At 69.0% G+C, this 16,246-nt stretch carries 17 protein-coding genes; 6 read left to right on the forward strand and 11 right to left on the reverse strand.

Features of this window, described 5'->3' with window-relative positions; translation table 11 throughout:
• Positions 1-6 precede the first annotated feature (6 nt).
• Genes AncyloWKF20_RS13660 through ccoN form a run of 9 tightly spaced genes read right to left on the reverse strand, consistent with a single transcriptional unit; the run spans position 7 to position 8,151 of the window.
• Positions 7-630: a hypothetical protein gene (locus AncyloWKF20_RS13660; protein ID WP_279314577.1), complete on the reverse strand. Its 624-nt coding sequence runs from the start codon at positions 628-630 to the stop codon at positions 7-9.
• Entirely contained in the window at positions 627-785 is a 159-nt protein-coding gene (gene ccoS / locus AncyloWKF20_RS13665; RefSeq protein ID WP_279314578.1) for a cbb3-type cytochrome oxidase assembly protein CcoS, read from the reverse strand. Before ccoS ends, AncyloWKF20_RS13660 begins: the two co-directional genes overlap by 4 nt.
• Positions 785-2,998 carry a heavy metal translocating P-type ATPase gene (locus tag AncyloWKF20_RS13670; protein WP_279314579.1) on the reverse strand — a complete coding sequence of 738 codons (2,214 nt, stop codon included), beginning with the start codon at positions 2,996-2,998 and terminating at the stop codon, positions 785-787. The genes ccoS and AncyloWKF20_RS13670 overlap by 1 nt, the downstream gene beginning before the upstream one ends.
• The gene (locus AncyloWKF20_RS13675; RefSeq protein WP_279314580.1) at positions 2,995-3,471 is read right to left on the reverse strand and encodes a FixH family protein; all 477 of its coding nucleotides are present in this window, start codon (positions 3,469-3,471) and stop codon (positions 2,995-2,997) included. Before AncyloWKF20_RS13675 ends, AncyloWKF20_RS13670 begins: the two co-directional genes overlap by 4 nt.
• Positions 3,468-4,937: a cytochrome c oxidase accessory protein CcoG gene (gene ccoG, locus AncyloWKF20_RS13680; protein WP_279314581.1), complete on the reverse strand. Its 1,470-nt coding sequence runs from the start codon at positions 4,935-4,937 to the stop codon at positions 3,468-3,470. Before ccoG ends, AncyloWKF20_RS13675 begins: the two co-directional genes overlap by 4 nt.
• A complete protein-coding gene (ccoP, locus tag AncyloWKF20_RS13685; protein WP_279314582.1) occupies positions 4,937-5,806 on the reverse strand; it encodes a cytochrome-c oxidase, cbb3-type subunit III in 870 nt (289 codons plus the stop codon). Before ccoP ends, ccoG begins: the two co-directional genes overlap by 1 nt.
• Positions 5,793-5,960 (reverse strand): cbb3-type cytochrome c oxidase subunit 3, encoded by a 168-nt coding sequence (locus AncyloWKF20_RS13690; RefSeq protein ID WP_279314583.1) that lies wholly within the window; start codon positions 5,958-5,960, stop codon positions 5,793-5,795. Before AncyloWKF20_RS13690 ends, ccoP begins: the two co-directional genes overlap by 14 nt.
• Complete coding sequence (gene ccoO, locus AncyloWKF20_RS13695; RefSeq protein WP_279314584.1) at positions 5,957-6,712, reverse strand: cytochrome-c oxidase, cbb3-type subunit II; 756 nt, start codon at positions 6,710-6,712, stop codon at positions 5,957-5,959. The genes AncyloWKF20_RS13690 and ccoO overlap by 4 nt, the downstream gene beginning before the upstream one ends.
• 11 nt (positions 6,713-6,723) lie before the next feature.
• On the reverse strand, positions 6,724-8,151 hold the full coding sequence (ccoN, locus tag AncyloWKF20_RS13700; protein ID WP_279317975.1) for a cytochrome-c oxidase, cbb3-type subunit I: 1,428 nt from the start codon (positions 8,149-8,151) through the stop codon (positions 6,724-6,726).
• Positions 8,152-8,346: 195 nt separating this feature from the next.
• Here ccoN and AncyloWKF20_RS13705 point away from each other — a divergent pair, with 195 nt between their 5' ends.
• The 6 genes from AncyloWKF20_RS13705 (at position 8,347) to AncyloWKF20_RS13730 (ending at position 13,079) form a co-directional block, all read left to right on the forward strand.
• Positions 8,347-8,604 carry a hypothetical protein gene (locus AncyloWKF20_RS13705; RefSeq protein ID WP_279314585.1) on the forward strand — a complete coding sequence of 86 codons (258 nt, stop codon included), beginning with the start codon at positions 8,347-8,349 and terminating at the stop codon, positions 8,602-8,604.
• 15 nt (positions 8,605-8,619) lie between these two features.
• Positions 8,620-8,958, forward strand: coding sequence for a hypothetical protein (locus AncyloWKF20_RS13710; protein ID WP_279314586.1), 339 nt, complete (start codon positions 8,620-8,622; stop codon positions 8,956-8,958).
• 317 nt (positions 8,959-9,275) lie between these two features.
• On the forward strand, positions 9,276-10,556 hold the full coding sequence (locus AncyloWKF20_RS13715; RefSeq protein WP_279314587.1) for an ATP-binding protein: 1,281 nt from the start codon (positions 9,276-9,278) through the stop codon (positions 10,554-10,556).
• Entirely contained in the window at positions 10,556-11,083 is a 528-nt protein-coding gene (locus tag AncyloWKF20_RS13720) for a response regulator transcription factor (RefSeq protein WP_279314588.1), read from the forward strand. Before AncyloWKF20_RS13715 ends, AncyloWKF20_RS13720 begins: the two co-directional genes overlap by 1 nt.
• A 291-nt stretch (positions 11,084-11,374) precedes the next feature.
• The gene (locus tag AncyloWKF20_RS13725) at positions 11,375-12,517 is read left to right on the forward strand and encodes a catalase family peroxidase (protein WP_279314589.1); all 1,143 of its coding nucleotides are present in this window, start codon (positions 11,375-11,377) and stop codon (positions 12,515-12,517) included.
• A gap of 7 nt (positions 12,518-12,524) precedes the next feature.
• Positions 12,525-13,079, forward strand: coding sequence for a cytochrome b (locus tag AncyloWKF20_RS13730; protein ID WP_279314590.1), 555 nt, complete (start codon positions 12,525-12,527; stop codon positions 13,077-13,079).
• Positions 13,080-13,090: 11 nt separating this feature from the next.
• Here the strand turns inward: AncyloWKF20_RS13730 and AncyloWKF20_RS13735 are convergent, their stop codons facing one another.
• Positions 13,091-15,076, reverse strand: a complete 1,986-nt coding sequence (locus tag AncyloWKF20_RS13735) for an ABC transporter permease subunit (RefSeq protein ID WP_279314591.1) — start codon at positions 15,074-15,076, stop codon at positions 13,091-13,093.
• Complete coding sequence (locus tag AncyloWKF20_RS13740; RefSeq protein WP_279314592.1) at positions 15,073-16,185, reverse strand: betaine/proline/choline family ABC transporter ATP-binding protein; 1,113 nt, start codon at positions 16,183-16,185, stop codon at positions 15,073-15,075. Before AncyloWKF20_RS13740 ends, AncyloWKF20_RS13735 begins: the two co-directional genes overlap by 4 nt.
• Between the last annotated feature and the right edge of the window lie 61 nt (positions 16,186-16,246).

Raw genomic sequence — 16,246 nt, forward strand, 5'->3', positions numbered from 1 at the left:
GATGGTTCAGCCCGCCGCCGGGCCGTCCTCCGGCTCCCGGCTCGCTTCGATGGCGACCATCACCAGGGCGACAATCATCACCGGCACGGCCGCCAGCGCCGCGTAGAAGGCGACCTCGATGCCGATCCCGACACACCCCAGGACGACCAGCAGCAGGATGTTGACGGCGGTCATCGGCAGGTTGACCGAGGTGAACAGGCCAAGCAGCAGGTGCCGCCAGGCGCGCAGGGTCGCGAGCGCCGAGAGGGAGCCGGGAACGGCGGGTCGGTTGATGCGGGCACCGACCCTTCCCCCGACCAGCAGAAGGACACTCAGCACGAGGGTGATGGCGGCGACCGGCGGGAACAGCACAAGGCCGACCAGCGGACGCAGCATGACCCAGACCGAGCGCCCCACCCGCTCCAGCGCCCGCCGCGCCTGCCCGATCTGCGGCGCGAGGAGGAAGCCGCCGAGCACCACCAATAGCGCGCCGGCCCCCGCCAGCGCGGCCATCCAGCCGCCGAGATGATAACCCAGGGCACCGGCCAGCAGCACGTTCAGCAGGAAAGGCAGCGGGCGCGGCATCTCGACCGAGGCCAGTTGCCGGACATGAGCAGCCGGGGCGGGCTTGAAAGGCGTCAGAGCGTTCATGGGGAAGCCTCGGGGGTGTCCTTGTCGAGGAGAATGCGAGTGGCGTCGCCGTCGAGGTCGTCATACTGACCGGTGCGCAGCGTCCAGAAGAACGCCGCCAATCCCAGCGTGCCGAGCGCCAGCGCGATGGGAACGAGGAACAGCAGCACATCCATCAGCCGCGCTCCCCGTTCGGTTCACCCGCCCGCAACGCGTTGAGGGTGACGGTCAGCGAACTCGCCGCCATGGCGAGGGCCGCGCCCAGCGGCGTCACCAGCCCGCACACCGCCACCGGAATGAGCGCGATGTTGTAGAGCGCCGCCAGTCCCAGATTCTGCAGGATGATGCGATGGGCGCGCCGCCCGGCCCGCCAGACATGGTGGACGGCGGCGAGATCGCCGAAGGGCAGCACGATGTCCGCCGCGCTCTGGCTCGCCGGGGCGCCATGGGCGAAGCTTGCCGAGACATGCGCCGCCGCCAGCGCCGGCGCGTCGTTGAGCCCGTCCCCGACCATCAGCGTGTGGCGCCCCGCGGCACGCCAGCCCTCCAGCCGGGCGAGCTTGTCGCGCGGCAACAGCCCGCCTTGGCCGATGCCAATGTCGAGCACCCGGGCCACGCGCGCCACCACCTCGGGCCGGTCTCCCGACAATATCGCCGACGGGATGCCGGCCGCGGCGAACCGTGTCACCGTCTCCGCCACGTCGGGGCGAAGGGCATCCTCGACGGCAAAGCGCGCCGGGGCGTGGCCGGGGCGGGCCAGCCAGACCTCGCTGGTCGGGCTGTCCGGGGCACCCGGCACATCGCAGAAGCTGGCGCGGCCGAGCCGGACTTCGCCCTCCGGCGTCATCGCGCGGATTCCCTCGCCGGGCACTTCCTCCCAGCCGGCAGCCGGTTCCTCCAGCGGCGCGGCGGCGTGGAGGACCCGCGCCACCGGATGGGGGCTGGCGCTGGCCAGGGACGCGGCGAGACGGATCGCGGTGCTGTCCTCGGGCCACTCAGTGATGCGCGGTTCGCCGCGTGTGAGCGTCCCGGTCTTGTCGAAGGCGACGAGATCAACGCCGGCCAGCCGCTCCAGCGCATCGCCGGCGCGCAGCAGAATGCCGCGTTTCAGCAGCGCGCCGGTCGCCACCACCTGCACCGCCGGCACGGCGAGCCCGATGGCGCAGGGGCAGGCGATGATGAGCACGCTCACGGCATTGAGCAGCGCGGGGGCGAGGCCGGCATCGGTCAGCAGCCACCAGCCGAGCAAGGTCGCCAGCGCCACGCCGTGGATGATCGGCGTCCAGATGCGGGCAACACGGTCGGCCAGCTGACGCGCCCGGCCCCGGCGCGCCTCGGCCTGTTCGACAAGGCGGACGATGTCGGCGAGGTGGCTGTCCTCGACGCCGGCGCTGGCCCGCAGCTTCAGCGGCTGCGTGAGATTCACGCTGCCGGCGAGCACCCGCGTGCCGGGCCCAACCGCCCGTGGCAGGCTCTCACCTGTGACGATGGCAACATCGATATCGGAGCGTCCTTCCACGACGATACCATCGACCGCCACGCGCTCGCCGGGGCGAGAGAGGATGATCATGCCGGCGCGCACGGCATGGGCCGGCAGAACCGCGAGCGTTCCATCCTCCCGGCACACCGTCGCGCCATGGGCCTTCAGCATCAGCAGGCGCTCGACGGTGGCGCGGGAGCGGGCGCGCACGCGAAAATCGAGATAGCGCCCGACTAGCAGCACGAACAGCAACGCCGTCGCGCTGTCGAAATAGACGTCGCGGCCGTGGCGGATCAGTTCGATGAGGCTGATCAGGCTGGTGAGGATGAGGCCCAGCGCGATCGGCACGTCGATAGTGGTGCGTCCCTGCCGCAGCGCCCCAAGCGCCGAGCGGAAGAAGGGGCGCCCGGCATAGGCGACGGCGGGAAGGGCGACGAGCGCGGCCAGCCATTGGAACAATAGCTGCGTGCCGCCCGCCATGTCCTCGGCCTGCCCCGCCCAGACCGCCAGCGAGAGCATCATCACGTTGGACGAGGCGAAGGCGGCGATGGCGAGCGCGCGCAGGAGCTCGCGGCCGGCGTCGCTGTCGAGGCGGGTGAGAAAAGCGGGGTCGAACGGCGCCACCCGGTAGCCGAGAGCCTCGACCTGCCGGGCGAGCGTGTCGGCATGGGCGAGGTCGCCGCGCCATTCGACGCTGAGGCGGCGCAAAGCGAGGTTCAGCCGTGCCATCGTCACCGCCGGATCGTCGCGCAGCCGCTCCTCGATGGCGCTGATGCAGGCGGCGCAATGCGCGCCGTCGACCAGCAGGCTAAGCCGCCGGATGTCGCCCCTCGTCTCGACGAAACCGCAGATCGAGCGGGGCGTGAGGTCGTCTCCCGATAGGCTCCCGGCCGCATAGGCAGCGCTCATGGCATCACCTCGACCGTCTCGACCCGCTCGGTGGTGGCGCCCTGCTGCGTCAGCGTGAGCCGCACCGCCCAAGGCCCCGCCAGCGGCAGCTGCAGGTCGGCCGCGAAGCGACCGGCGCCGCGGGGATGCAGCAGGATCGGCACAAGCTGGGGGAAGCGCGTCGTCCGCTCGGCGGTGGCGAAGAGCTGTTCGGCGACGAGCGGTCGGCCGCCGCGGTCGGCCAGCGTCACCTCCAGCGTGCCGGCGAGGGGACCGGTCGGGGTGAAGGTCAGCCGCGCCGACCAGTCGGTCGCCGGCGCGGTGCCATGGGCAAGGCCCGCCGGCCGGGGATCGGTGACGAGGCCGGTGAAAGTTCGGTTCGCCAGCAGGACGAACCAGAGCTGGAGCCCGGCCAGCGCCACGAAGAACAGCACGAAGCCGGCGGGGATCCACAGGTCGCGGCGGCTCTGCGGGGCGGCGGGCATATGGCTCATCGCTCGGGCCCCCAGAAATAGCTGGGCAGACGGGCCAGTTCCTCGCCGGTCGCGGCATCGGCCAGCACCAGCTCGAAATCGCGACGCCCCTTGGGCGCGTTCGCGCGCGGCAGGGTGATCAGCAACCGTTCCTCGAGGCTGCGCCCCGTGCCGATGGCGATGTCGAGGTGGACGCCGGGCGGCTGGTCGAGCGTGCCGAGGCGGAGGCGTGCACCGTCGAGCCCCTCCACATGCAGGGTGACGGCGGAGAGCCCCGGTCGGCGATGGGCGAGACGCAGCGCCAGATCGTTGCGCACGCTGCCGTCGGAGAGCTGCACGAAGGGCGGGTTGCGCTGTGGCTCGGCATGGACGCTCACATCCGCCAGCGTCGCCATGCCATAGGCCGAGAGGCCGAAGGCCAGCAGGGCGGCGAGGCCGAAGGCCAGCGCCTTCGGCCTCATCCAGCCAATGCGCGGCGCGCTCTGCCGGCTGTCCCCCGGCGTGGTCTCGCCATCGAAGCGGATGAGGCCCGCCGGGCGCTCCAGCTTGCCCATGACCTCGTCGCAGGCGTCGATGCACAGGCCACAACCGATGCAGCCCATCTGCAGGCCGTCGCGAATGTCGACGCCGGTCGGGCAGGCGGTGACGCAGCGCGTGCAGTCGATGCAGTCGCCGCGCAGCGGGGCGGATGTCGGCGTGACCGTGAAGGCCGAGGCATCGCGCGCCAGGACGAACAACCCCGGCTCGATCAGCTCGGGCCGCAACGCATCGCGCTTGCGCCCGCGCGGCTCACCGCGCCATGCCTGATAGGTCACGACGAGGCTCTGCCGGTCGAGCAGCGCGGCCTGAAAGCGCGGCCACGGGCACATATGCAGGCAGACGCGCTCGCGGGCATGGGCGGCGAGGAGGAAGGTCGTCGCGGTCAGCAGCAGCACGGTGGCATAGGCGATAGCGGGCGCCTGTCCTCCGACGAGGAGGCCGGGCAAAGTGGGCGCGTCGATGAAATAGCTGGTGAAGCCAATGCCGGTCGCCAGCGCGATGAGGCCCCAGGCGAGAGTGCGCAGCCGGCGCTCCCGCGCCCCCTTGCCGACCAGACGTACGATCAGGCGGTCCACCGTGAAGAAGAGGTCGGACCACACCGTCTGCGGGCAGGCGAAGCCGCACCAGACCCGCCCGGCCAGCGTCGTCGCGTAGAACAGCGCCAAGGCCCCCGCCACCATCAGGCCGACCGCGATCGGCAGATCCTGCGGCCAGAACTCCAGCCCGACGACGAAGAGCCGGCGGCCCGGAAGATCGAACAGCACTGCCTGCCCCGGCAGCCCCTCCCCGCGCTCCCAGCGCAGCCACGGCACAAGGAAGAAGAAGCCGAGCATCCCCCAGGTGAGGCCGGTCTTGATGCGCCGGAACCGCCCGCGCACCGCGTGGGGAATGTCCGGCCGGATAGCGGCGCGGGCGGGAGCAAGACCGGGAAGGACGGTTGCCGGCATCAGCGCTCGCCCCCGCCCAGCGTATGGACATAGACGGCGAGCATGCGGATCGTCTCGGCGTCGAGCTTGGTGGCGAAGGCGGGCATCACGCCCATGCGCGGAGTGGCGATCTGGTGGCGGACCGCCTCCTTGGTTCTGCCATAGAGCCAGATGGCGTCGTTGAGCGTCGGTGCGCCGAATTCGCGGTTGCCCTCGCCATTGACGCCATGGCAGGCGGCGCAGTTCTGCTGAAACAGGGCGGCGCCGGGCATCTTGCCGCGCGCCGCCGCCTGGCCGGGATCGGCAAGGGTCAGCACATAATCGGCGATGGCGTCGATGTCGGTGGCGGAGAGCATCTCGCCAAAGGCCGGCATCATGCTCTGGCGAGTCTCGTCATGGCCGGAGCGTATGCCGTAGCTCACCGTCTGGTGGATGTCGGCGATGGTGCCACCCCACAACCAGTCATCGTCGATCAGAGCCGGGAACTGGCCGATCTGGCCGCCCGCGCCAACGCCATGGCAGGGCGCGCAGTTCTCGTTGAAGGCGGCCCGCCCGCCGGCGATGGCGAAGCGGCGCAATTCCGGGTTGGCCTCGATCTGGTCGAGCGGCGCCTCGTTGAGGAGCCGGCGCCAGTCGGCCTGCGCCGCCCGACCGGCGGCGACCTCCTCGGCAAGCTGGCCGCGGCTGGTCCAGCCCAGCTGGCCCTTGAACACGCCCATGGGCGTCGCCACCGAAGGGAAGAGCCACATATAGGCCACCGCGACGAAGCAGGAGCCGATGAAGACGGTGAGCCACCATTGCGGCACCGGCGTCGTCAGCTCCTTGATGCCGTCCCATTCATGGCCGGTGGTGCGGTAGCCGGTGAGCGGATCGCGTTCAGGCGTGGCCATCGGTGTCCTCCCCGCTGGCGAAGGGGATGCGGGAGCGGCGGTCCATCTCGGCGCGGGCGCCGGGGCGGAACACGCTCCAGAGGATGGCGGCGAACAGCGCGACGGCGACGACCAGCCAGGATTTCAGCGCGACGACGAGCAGGGCCTCGCTCATGGCGGCGCGCTCCCCTGTCCAGCAGGCGCGACCGGCGGCAGTTCGGCAAGCGTGCCGAGCACCTGCAGATAGGCGATCAGCGCATCCATCTCGGTGATGCGGTCGGGATGCCCATCGAAATCGCCGAGCCGCGCCTTGGGATAGCGGGCGAGCAGCCCGCCATCGCTGTCGTCCCCCGAGGCCTGGGCGCGGATGTCGGCGGCCGAACGGGCGATCATCGCGTCCGTATAGGGCACCCCCACCTTGCGCAGCGCCCGCATATGAGCGGCGAAGCCCTCCACATCGATCTCGCGGCTGGCGAGGAACGGATAGGCCGGCATGATCGACACCGGCACGACGCTGCGCGGGTCCATCATATGGGCGAGATGCCAGGCGTTGGAGTATTTCGAGCCGACGCGGGCGAGGTCCGGCCCGGTGCGCTTGGAGCCCCAGAGAAAGGGGTGGTCGTACATGCTCTCGGCAGCGACCGAGTAGTGGCCGTAACGCTCCACCTCGTCGCGGAAGGGGCGGATCTGCTGGCTGTGGCAGGTGTAGCAGCCCTCGCGCGTGTAGACGTTGCGGCCGATCTGCTCGAGCGGCGAATAGGGCCGCATGCCCGGCACCGGCTGCACCGTGGTCTCCAGCTTGAACAGCGGCACGATCTCGACCAGCCCGCCGATCAGGATGACCAGCAGGGTGAGCACGAAGAGCAGCGTGGTCGACCGCTCGATGATGGCGTGACCTTTGGGGGCTTCCTCGGTGTGGCTTGCCATGATGGGGCGCCTCACGAAGCCGGAGCCGCCGCCTGCGGCGCAGTCGCCGGCAGTCGGGCGGTGGCCGGCTGGCGGATGGTCATGACGACATTGATCGCCATGAGCACGCCGCCGGTGAGGTAGAGCACCCCGCCGACGAGGCGGATCACGTAATAGGGGTGCAGCATGGCGACGCTGTCGGCGAAGGAATATTGCAGGAAGCCGAAGGCGTCATAGGCGCGCCACATGAGGCCCTGGGCGATGCCGGCGACCCACATGGCGGTGATGTAGAGGACGATCGCCACCGAGGCGATCCAGAAATGCCACTCGACCAGCTTCACCGACCAGAGCGGGCGCCGCCACAGCCGGGGCACCATGTAATAGAGCGCGCCGAAGCAGATGAAGGCGACCCAGCCCAGCGCGCCGGAATGCACATGGCCGACCGTCCAGTCCGTGTAATGGCTGAGCGAATTGACCGACTTCAGCGCCATCAGCGGGCCCTCGAAAGTCGCCATGCCGTAAAACGCGACGGCCACCACGAGGAAGCGCAGGATCGGATCGGTGCGCAGTTTCCCCCACGCGCCGGAGAGCGTCATGATGCCGTTGATCATGCCGCCCCAGGAGGGCATCCACAGCATGATCGAGAAGGCCATGCCGAGCGTCTGCGTCCAGTCGGGCAGCGAGGTGTAGTGCAGATGGTGCGGGCCGGCCCAGATATAGAGGAAGATCAGCGCCCAGAAATGCACGATGGACAGCCGGTAGGAATAGATCGGCCGTTCCGCCTGCTTCGGCACGAAGTAATACATGATGCCGATGAAGCCGGCGGTGAGGAAGAAGCCGACCATGTTGTGGCCGTACCACCACTGCACCATCGCATCCTGCACGCCGGAGAAGGCCGAGTAACTCTTGGTGCCGACGAGGGAGACCGGCATCGCCAGGTTGTTGACGATGTGCAGCACGGCCACGGTGATGATGAAGGCGAGGAAGAACCAGTTCGCCACATAGATGTGCGGCTCGCGCCGGCGCACCAGCGTGCCGACGAAGATGGCGAGATAGGTCACCCAGACGATGGCGAGCCAGATGTCGGCGTACCATTCCGGCTCGGCATATTCCCGGCTTTGGGTGATGCCGAGCACATAGCCGGAAGCGGCGATGACGAGGAATGTCTGGTAGCCCCAGAACAGGAAATTGGCGAGGCGCGGACCACCCCACAGGCCGACCTGGCAGGTGCGCTGCACGACATAGAGCGAGGTCGCCATCAGCGCATTGCCGCCAAAGGCGAGAATGACGCCGGAGGTATGGACCGGGCGCAGTCGCCCGAAGGTGAAATATTCGCCGAGATTGAGCTGCGGGAAGGCGAGTTGCGCCGCCACCACGACACCGGCGGCGAAGCCGACCAGCGCCCACCCCACCGTCACCAGCGTGAAGCGACGGATGATCGCCTCATTATAGCCGGGGATTGTCGTGGCGTCACTGCGCGCCCTTTCTATTCCGGGCAATGAAGCAAGTGAAAGTGTTGATGCCGTCATATTGCCTCAACGTCTATTGATTTCGATCAATTAGAATGATGCTTTGATTATCGAATGAAATACAATATTGACTATTATTGATTTTTGATTTGTTTTTCTGACGTTCGAATATGTTTGGAGTCTTCCATGACGTCTTCCGTCCTCATAATCCTGGCGGCTGCGCCACTGGCGTTGCTGTTTCTCGCGCTGCGCGGGCGTGGCGATGTGGTCGGCTGGTGGCTCGGGCTCGGCCATGGCATGCTGGCCTTGCTGGCGCTGGCTGGCGTGGCCATGGCCGGGGATCGCGGCTTCGCGCTCTTCGCTGCCCTGGCGAGCGTCTATGCTGGCGCCATGTGCGCCGCCGAGGTGGTCCATCTCATGCGCCGCCCGGTCCGTTCGGCCTGACGCGGAGACCCGGCCATGCCCCAACTCGTCCGCTTCCTGCTGCGCCACGCGCTGGTCGGTCTCGTGCTGGCGGTGGTCTTCGTCGGTGCCCTGCTGGCCTTCGACATCGCGCGGCTCGGCTCGCTGATCGCGGCCTCGCCGATCGGCGTGATCGCGGTGCTGGTGCTGACCGTCTCGGTCGGCATCACCTTCGCCAGCGTGCAGATGGGATTTGCCATCATGCTGCTCGCCGATCGGGACGAGGATGACGGCAACGGACGGCGTGCCCCACTGGCGCGGCTGCTGCCGGCGCGCGTGCCCGTCGCCCTGCGACACAAGCCCCGCGCGCCGGCCCAGCGGCCGGGCGCACCCTGAGCCCTGCCCGGTCCGCCGGGTCGCGTCGGGCAGCGTTGCTGTGCCGGGCCTTGACGACGGCATGAGTCTCCCCGCCATTGCCACACGGGGTGTGCAACGGTTCTTTGGGCGGCCCGTCGGACCGCCGCGCGTGACAGATCAGGGGCATGACCTAGCAGGAGGGGGGAGGCGGCGCGCTTGGACAGAATGCCCAATGGGCGTCAAGGCGCCTCGCCCCTAGAAGCGGCAGCAAGGCGCGGTTCGTCCGCGCGCCGAACGCCGGTCCCCGCGGGACGAGAACACGCAGCCGCGCGCCGGCACCGGGAGTTTGAGTAGCCGTGGCGCCGCTGACCACCGTCGACACCACCAACCGCAAAAACCTGCTGCTGCTCGCGCAGCTGCGCTGGATCGCCGTCATCGGCCAGTTGGTGACGATCTGGCTGGTGCATTTCGAGTTCGCGATTCCCCTGCCGCTGGCGCAGATGCTGGCGGTGGTGGTTTTTCTGCTCGCTCTCAACATCGTCAGCCTGCTGCGCTACCGCCGGCAGGAGAGCGTGACCAATACCGAGCTGTTCATCGAGCTGCTGCTGGATGTCGCCGCGCTCACCGTGCAGCTCTATCTGAGCGGCGGCGCGCAGAACCCCTTCATCTCGCTGTTCCTGCTCCAGGTCATTCTTGGTGCGGTGCTGCTGGAGGCCTGGTCGGTCTGGACGCTGGTAGCGATCACCACAGGCTGCTTCGTCAGCCTCACCGTCTGGCATCGCGATCTGGTGATGCCGCACAGCCATATGGGCGGCTTCTGGAACCTGCATGTGCAGGGCATGTTGATCTGCTTCGTGCTGGCGGCCTGCCTGCTGGTGCTGTTCGTCACCCGTGTCACCGCCAATCTGCGGGAGCGCGACGCGCATCTGGCCGAGTTGCGCCGACAGTCGGTCGAGGAGGAGCACATTGTGCGCATGGGCCTGCTCGCCTCCGGGGCGGCGCATGAGCTGGGCACGCCGCTCACCACGCTCTCGGTCATCCTCAAGGACTGGGAGAGCCTGCCGGCTATTGCTACCGACCCGGACCTTGCACAGGACATCGCGGAGATGCAGGGCCAGCTCGCCCGCTGCAAGGCGATCGTTACCGGCATCCTTCTGTCGTCCGGCGAGGCGCGGGGCGAGGGCACGGTGCGCACCACCGTGCGGCACTTTCTCGATGAGGCGGTGGCGGATTGGCGCACGGCCCGCGCGCCGGCCGGCTTCGCCTATGACAATGGTTTCGAGCCCGATGAGGCCATCATCTCTGATCTCGCGCTCAGGCAGGTGCTGGTCAATGTGCTCGACAATGCGCTGGAGGCCTCGCCGGATGGGGTGGAACTGCGCGCGATCCGCCGCGATGGCAACCTTGTCGTCGAAGTGACGGATCGCGGCAGCGGTTTCCCCGCCGCTATTCTCGCCGAACTCGGCACGCCCTATCGCTCCACCAAGGCGCGGGCCGGCGCGGGGCTGGGGCTGTTCCTCGTGGTCAATGTGCTGCGGCGGCTGGGCGGCTCGGTCGTCGCGCGCAACCGCCCGGAAGGTGGGGCCTGCGTGACGCTGCGCCTGCCTCTTGCGGCACTGTCGGAGAGCAATGCGTGATGGATCGGCAGCTTCTGATCGTGGAGGACGACAGCAGCCTCGCCCGCGCCCTCCGGCGCTCCTTCGAGCGCCGTGGCTATGCTGTCGACCATTGTGCCGATCTCGATGCGGTGACGCGGCTTCTCGCCGACAGGGCCCCCGGTTTCGCCGTGGTGGATCTCAAGCTCGGCGGCGAATCCGGGCTGGAATGCGTGAAGGCGTTGCACGCCCACGATCCCGCCATCCGCATCGTGGTGCTCACCGGCTTCGCCAGCATCGCCACGGCGGTCGAGGCCATCAAGCTCGGGGCGAGCCACTATCTGCCCAAGCCCGCCAATACCGACGACATCGAAAAGGCCTTCGCGCGCGTCGAGGGCGATGTGTCGGTGCCGCTGCAGGGGCGCCCGACCTCCCTCAAGAGCCTCGAATGGGAGCGCATCCACGAGACGCTGGTGGAGACCGACTTCAACATCTCCGAGACCGCCCGCCGGCTCGGCATGCACCGCCGGACGCTCGCCCGGAAGCTCGAGAAGCGACCGATGAAGTAGACCGCCGTCTCGCAAAACTTGTCTCGTAGGCCTCGCGAGTGCGCGTACCTGGCCGGTGCGACGCCGGGGGGCGGCTTCGACGGACCTTCCTCTGGCCGCCCATGCGCTGCCGGGTGCCAAGCGGATCGAGCAGCCCATCACCGGCACCGAATTCCCGCCGCCGGCCAGCCGTGCGAATTCGCAACATTCCAGCGCTCGTGAAAGCCGGTCGGCGCGTGGGCTGCCATAGTACCTGACCGACAGGCCGCGCCGACGCCGGAGAAGGCGCCCCTGTCCGGATGGGGAGCCTCCATGTCAGACTCATCTGCGCCGGGCACGTCCGGCTCGCATTCACCCGCGCCGAAAGCTGGCGGTCCATCTTCCGCACGGGCGCCGCTGGCGGTGATCGGCTCGCTCGCCCTGATCGGCGGCATCGTCGTCGTTGTGGCGGGAGCCTTCGCCTATACGGGCGGCTTCCTCTCGCCCGGGCGGATCACACCGACCAAGCTGGTGGACGCGCTGGCGCCGCCCGGCGGGCCGGCCCTCGGCCACCGCCGCAACCACGCCAAGGGTATCTGCTTCACCGGCGTGTTCGAGGCGAACGGCAATGGCGCCGCCCTCTCGACCGCTCCCATGCTCGCCGCCGGCCGCCACCCCGCCATGGGCCGCTTCAATCTCGCCACGCCGGACCCGAAGGCGCCGGATGCCACCGTGCGCGTGCGCGGGCTGGGGCTTGAGATCGTCGCCGATGGCCAGACCTGGCGCGCGGCGATGATCGACCCGCCCTTTTTCCCCGTGGCAACGCCGCAGGCCTTTTTCGATCTCCTGACCGCCGCGCACAGCCCGGCGCCGGAGGCGATGAAGGACTTCATCGCCGCCCATCCCGAGTTCGCGACCTTCGCCGGCTGGGCCGGCAGCGCGCCGTGGACGGCGAGCTACGCGCAGGACCAGTTCAACAGCCTGAACGCCTTCCTGTTCACCGATGCCTCCGGCACCGCCCATGCGGTGCGCTGGAGCTACCGGCCGCAGGCGGCGGTGACGCCGATCTCCAAAGACGACCTCGAAAAGCTGGGGCCGGATCATCTGGAGCAGGAGATCACCAGCCGCGTCGCGCAGGCGCCGCAGCGCTGGACGCTGGAATTGACGGTTGCGAACCCCGGCGACCCGACCAACGACCCGAGCAAGGCCTGGCCGGAAGGCCGGCGCACGGTCGATGCCGGAACGCTGATCGTCGACAAGATCGAGCCGGAGCCCGACGGCCCCTGCCGCGACATCAATTTCGACCCGACCATCCTGCCGGCGGGCATCGCCGTCTCGGACGATCCCTTCCCGGCCGCGCGCTCGGCCGCCTATGCGCGCTCCTTCAATCTGCGCACGGCGGAATGGCGGGACTATCCCTATCAGACCCCTGCCGCACCGCCCGCGGCCGCCACCCCCGCCACACCCAAGCCGTGAGGACGCCATGAGCGAAGAGCACACGACCTTCTCGCCGCTTCAGCGGACCCTGCACTGGCTGATGGCGGCCGGCATCCTCACCATGCTGTTCGTCGGCGTCGGCATGGTCTCGACGGTGACGCCGAAATATCTGCCGCTGGTCAGCTTCCATAAGACGCTCGGCATCGCGCTGCTGGTGCTGGTGGCGGTCCGGCTGCTGGTCCGGCTGCGGCGCGGCGCCCCGCCTTTGCCGGCCGAGATGCCAGCGCCGATGAAGCTGGCGGCGCATCTGTCGCACTATCTGCTCTACGCGCTGATGATCGCCATGCCGCTGATCGGCTGGGCCATGCTCTCCGCCGGCGCCTACCCGATCGTGCTGCTCGGCGGCCTGCACCTGCCGCCCATCGTGGCGCCCAGCGACGCGCTCCACGCGCTGCTGTGGAACGCGCACCGCTATCTGGCCTTTCTGTTCTTTGCGGTGGTGCTGATGCATCTCGCCGCCGCCCTGTTCCACGGGCTGGTGCGGCGCGATGGCGTGTTCTCCAGCATGGCACCGCACGGCAAGCGCGGCGTCTCGGGCTGAGGCGGTGACGCTCAGCCCAGCCGCGCGCGGCGGTTGGCGACCCAGCGGCCGATCATGCGGTCGGCGATGATGCCGAGAAAGGCGATGGCAAGGCCGGCGGAGAGGCCCTTGCCGGGATCGGCCTGCGAGATCGCGACCTGGATCTGCTTGCCGAGATCATTGGTGCCGACGAAGGACGACACCACCAGCATGGACAGCGCCATCATGATCACCTGGTTCACCCCCAGCATGATCTCCGGCAGCGCATAGGGCAGCTCCACCTTGGCGAGGCGCTGCGCGCCGGTGCAGCCGGCCATGGTACCGGCCTCCTGCAGGCTGGGCGGCACGCGGCGCAGGCCATGGTCGGTGAAGCGGATCGCCGGCACCATGGCGTAGAGCACGATCGCCACCAGCGCCGAGACGTCGCCGATGCGGAACAGCATCACCACCGGCAGCAGATAGACGAAGGACGGCAGCGTCTGCAGCGTGTCGCACATCGCGCCGAGGAAATGGTGCATGCGCTCCGAGCGACTGCCGAGGAAGCCGAGCGGCAGGCCGATAAGCGTGGCGATGATGACGGAGATCGCGCACAGATAGATCGTCGTCATGCCACGCTCCCACAGGCCGGCCATCGGGATGAAGGCCATGAGCGCCGCCATGCCGAGGCCGAAGCGCCAGCCGCCCAGCGCCCATGCCCCGCCGCCGACCACCGCCAGCAGGCCGATCCACGGGAAGCCGATCAGGAAGGTCTTCACCGGCACGAGGATGTAGAGCAGCAGGAAGGTGCGCAGCGCGTCGGCGGTGGAGAACAGGTTGACGTTCACCCAGCTCACCACATCCGACCACATCGAGCCGGTGGAGATCCGGTACTCGGCCGGCAGCGCCTCGAGCGCGGGAAAAGCAAGGGAGAGCACGGTGAAGCCGATCAGCGCGGCAAGGCCGGCCCAGAAGAGCTGGCGCCGGCGGGTGGCGGCGGCGCCATGCACCGGACGCAGCTCCACCAGCGCGCGGCTCATCCGGTCGAGCACGATGGCGAGCGCCACCACGGCAAGGCCCGCCTCCAGTCCCTTGCCGAGGCCGTTGGCCTGACGCAGCGCGTTCAGCACGTCGAAGCCGAGGCCGCCGGCGCCGATCATGGCGGCGATGATGATCATGTTCAGCGTGAGCATGATGACCTGGTTGACGCCGACCAGCAGGTCGTCGCGGGCCGAGGGCACCAGCACCTTCCACAGCACCTGGCGCGGCTGGCAGCCGGTCATGCGCGCGAGTTCGTCGAGCTCCGGCGGCACGCGCTTCAGCGCCATCATGGTCACGCGCACCATGGGCGGCATGGCGTAGAGGATGGTCGCCAGCATGCCGGAGACCGGGCCGACGCCGACCAGAAACACCAGCGGCACGAGATAGGCGAAGGTCGGCACGGTCTGCATGAAGTCGAGCGCGGCGACCACCGCGTTCTCCAGCCGCGGCACGCGGTAGGCGAGGATGCCGAGCCCGATGCCGCCGGCGACGCCGCAGAGCACGGCAAGCAGCACCTGCGACAACGTCACCATGGCGCTGTCCCACTGGCCGAAGACCAGGATGTAGGTGAACCCGACAAAGCCGAGAGCGGCGAGGCGCAGCCCGCCGAGCAGATAGCTCCACACCGTGACGGCGACGATCAGCCCGGCCCAGGACAGGCGCGGAATATGCAGCGCCCCTTCCTCGTCGCCGAAGGTGATGCCGGTGGAGAGCAGCGCCTTGGGCACGGCCAGCGCATAGCCGAACAGGCCGGAGATGAAGCGCGTCATCTCCTTGAAGGTGAACAGGCCGAAGGAAAGATCCCGCGCCAGCCAGTAGAGGAAGGCTTTCAGCCAGTCGCTCACCGGCACGATCCACGCCGCCGGGTAAGCCTTGGCCCAGGCGAAGGTTTGCGGCGCCGCATAGGGCACCAGCACGGCGAGCGCGACCAGCCCGGCGACGATCCAGCCGGTGGGGATGCGGGCCAGCGCCCGGCTCTGCGGCAGCGCGACCTCGCTCACTGGCTGCTCCCGACGAGATCGGCGATGAGGCTCGCCCGGTCCAGCTTGCCGAGCAGCGCGCCATCGGCATCGACCACGGCAGCCGGGGCGTCGGCAGCAAGCACCGTCGCCGCCACCTCGGCCAGCAGCGCCTGCGCGGGAACCACCGGGCCGAGCGGCTCGCCGGGCGTGACCGGCACGCAGACGCCGCCGGCGGTCAGCACCTTGGCGCGGGCGACATGGCGGGTGAAGGCGGCGACATAGTCGGAGGCCGGCTTCAGCACGAGTTCCTCGGGCGTGCCGACCTGGATGATGACGCCGTCCTTCATGATGGCGATGCGGTCGCCGAGGCGGATGGCCTCATCGAAATCATGGGTGATGAAGACGATGGTCTTGGAGAGCATGCGCTGCAGACGCAGGAACTCGTTCTGCATCTCGTGGCGGATCAGCGGATCGAGCGCGGAGAACGGCTCGTCGAGGAACCACAGCGCCGGCTCGGCGGCGAGCGAGCGGGCGATGCCGACGCGCTGCTGCTGGCCGCCAGAGAGCTCGCGCGGGTAGTGTCCGGCGCGCTCGGTGAGGCCAACGAGCTCGATCACCTTGCGGGCGCGCTCCTCGCGCTCCTCCTTGCCCACGCCCTGCACCTCCAGCGGGAAGGCGACATTGCCGAGCACGGTGCGGTTGGGCAGCAGGGCGAAGTTCTGGAACACCATGCCCATCTTGTGCCGGCGCAGCTGGATCAGCTCGTCCGGCGTCATGCGCAGGAGGTTCTGGTGCTCATAGAAGACGACGCCGGCGGTGGGCTCCACGAGGCGCGAGAGGCAGCGCACAATGGTGGATTTGCCCGAGCCGGACAGGCCCATGATGATGAAGATCTCGCCCTGGCGGATTTCCAGCGTTGCGTCGCGCACGGCGGCGAACAGGCCGGCGGCGCGCATTTCGGCGGGCGTAGCTTCCGGGTTCTCGCGCAGGAAGGTCTCGGCATTGGCGCCATAAACCTTCCACAGATTGCGGCAGACCAGAGCAGGCGGCGCATCGGCCGCGAGACGGGCCTTGCCGGTCGGGAGTGCCGGCGCCGGCGGGGCTGAACCTTGGGCGGGCGCCCCCTGGGCGAGCGAAACCATGGCCATGGGGCCCTCATCTGTCGGTCGTGACGGCGGGGTCGATGCCGCCGCTCTCGGGCGGCGGCAT

It is taken from the genome of Ancylobacter sp. WKF20 (assembly GCF_029760895.1).
Classification (GTDB): Bacteria; Pseudomonadota; Alphaproteobacteria; order Rhizobiales; family Xanthobacteraceae; genus Ancylobacter.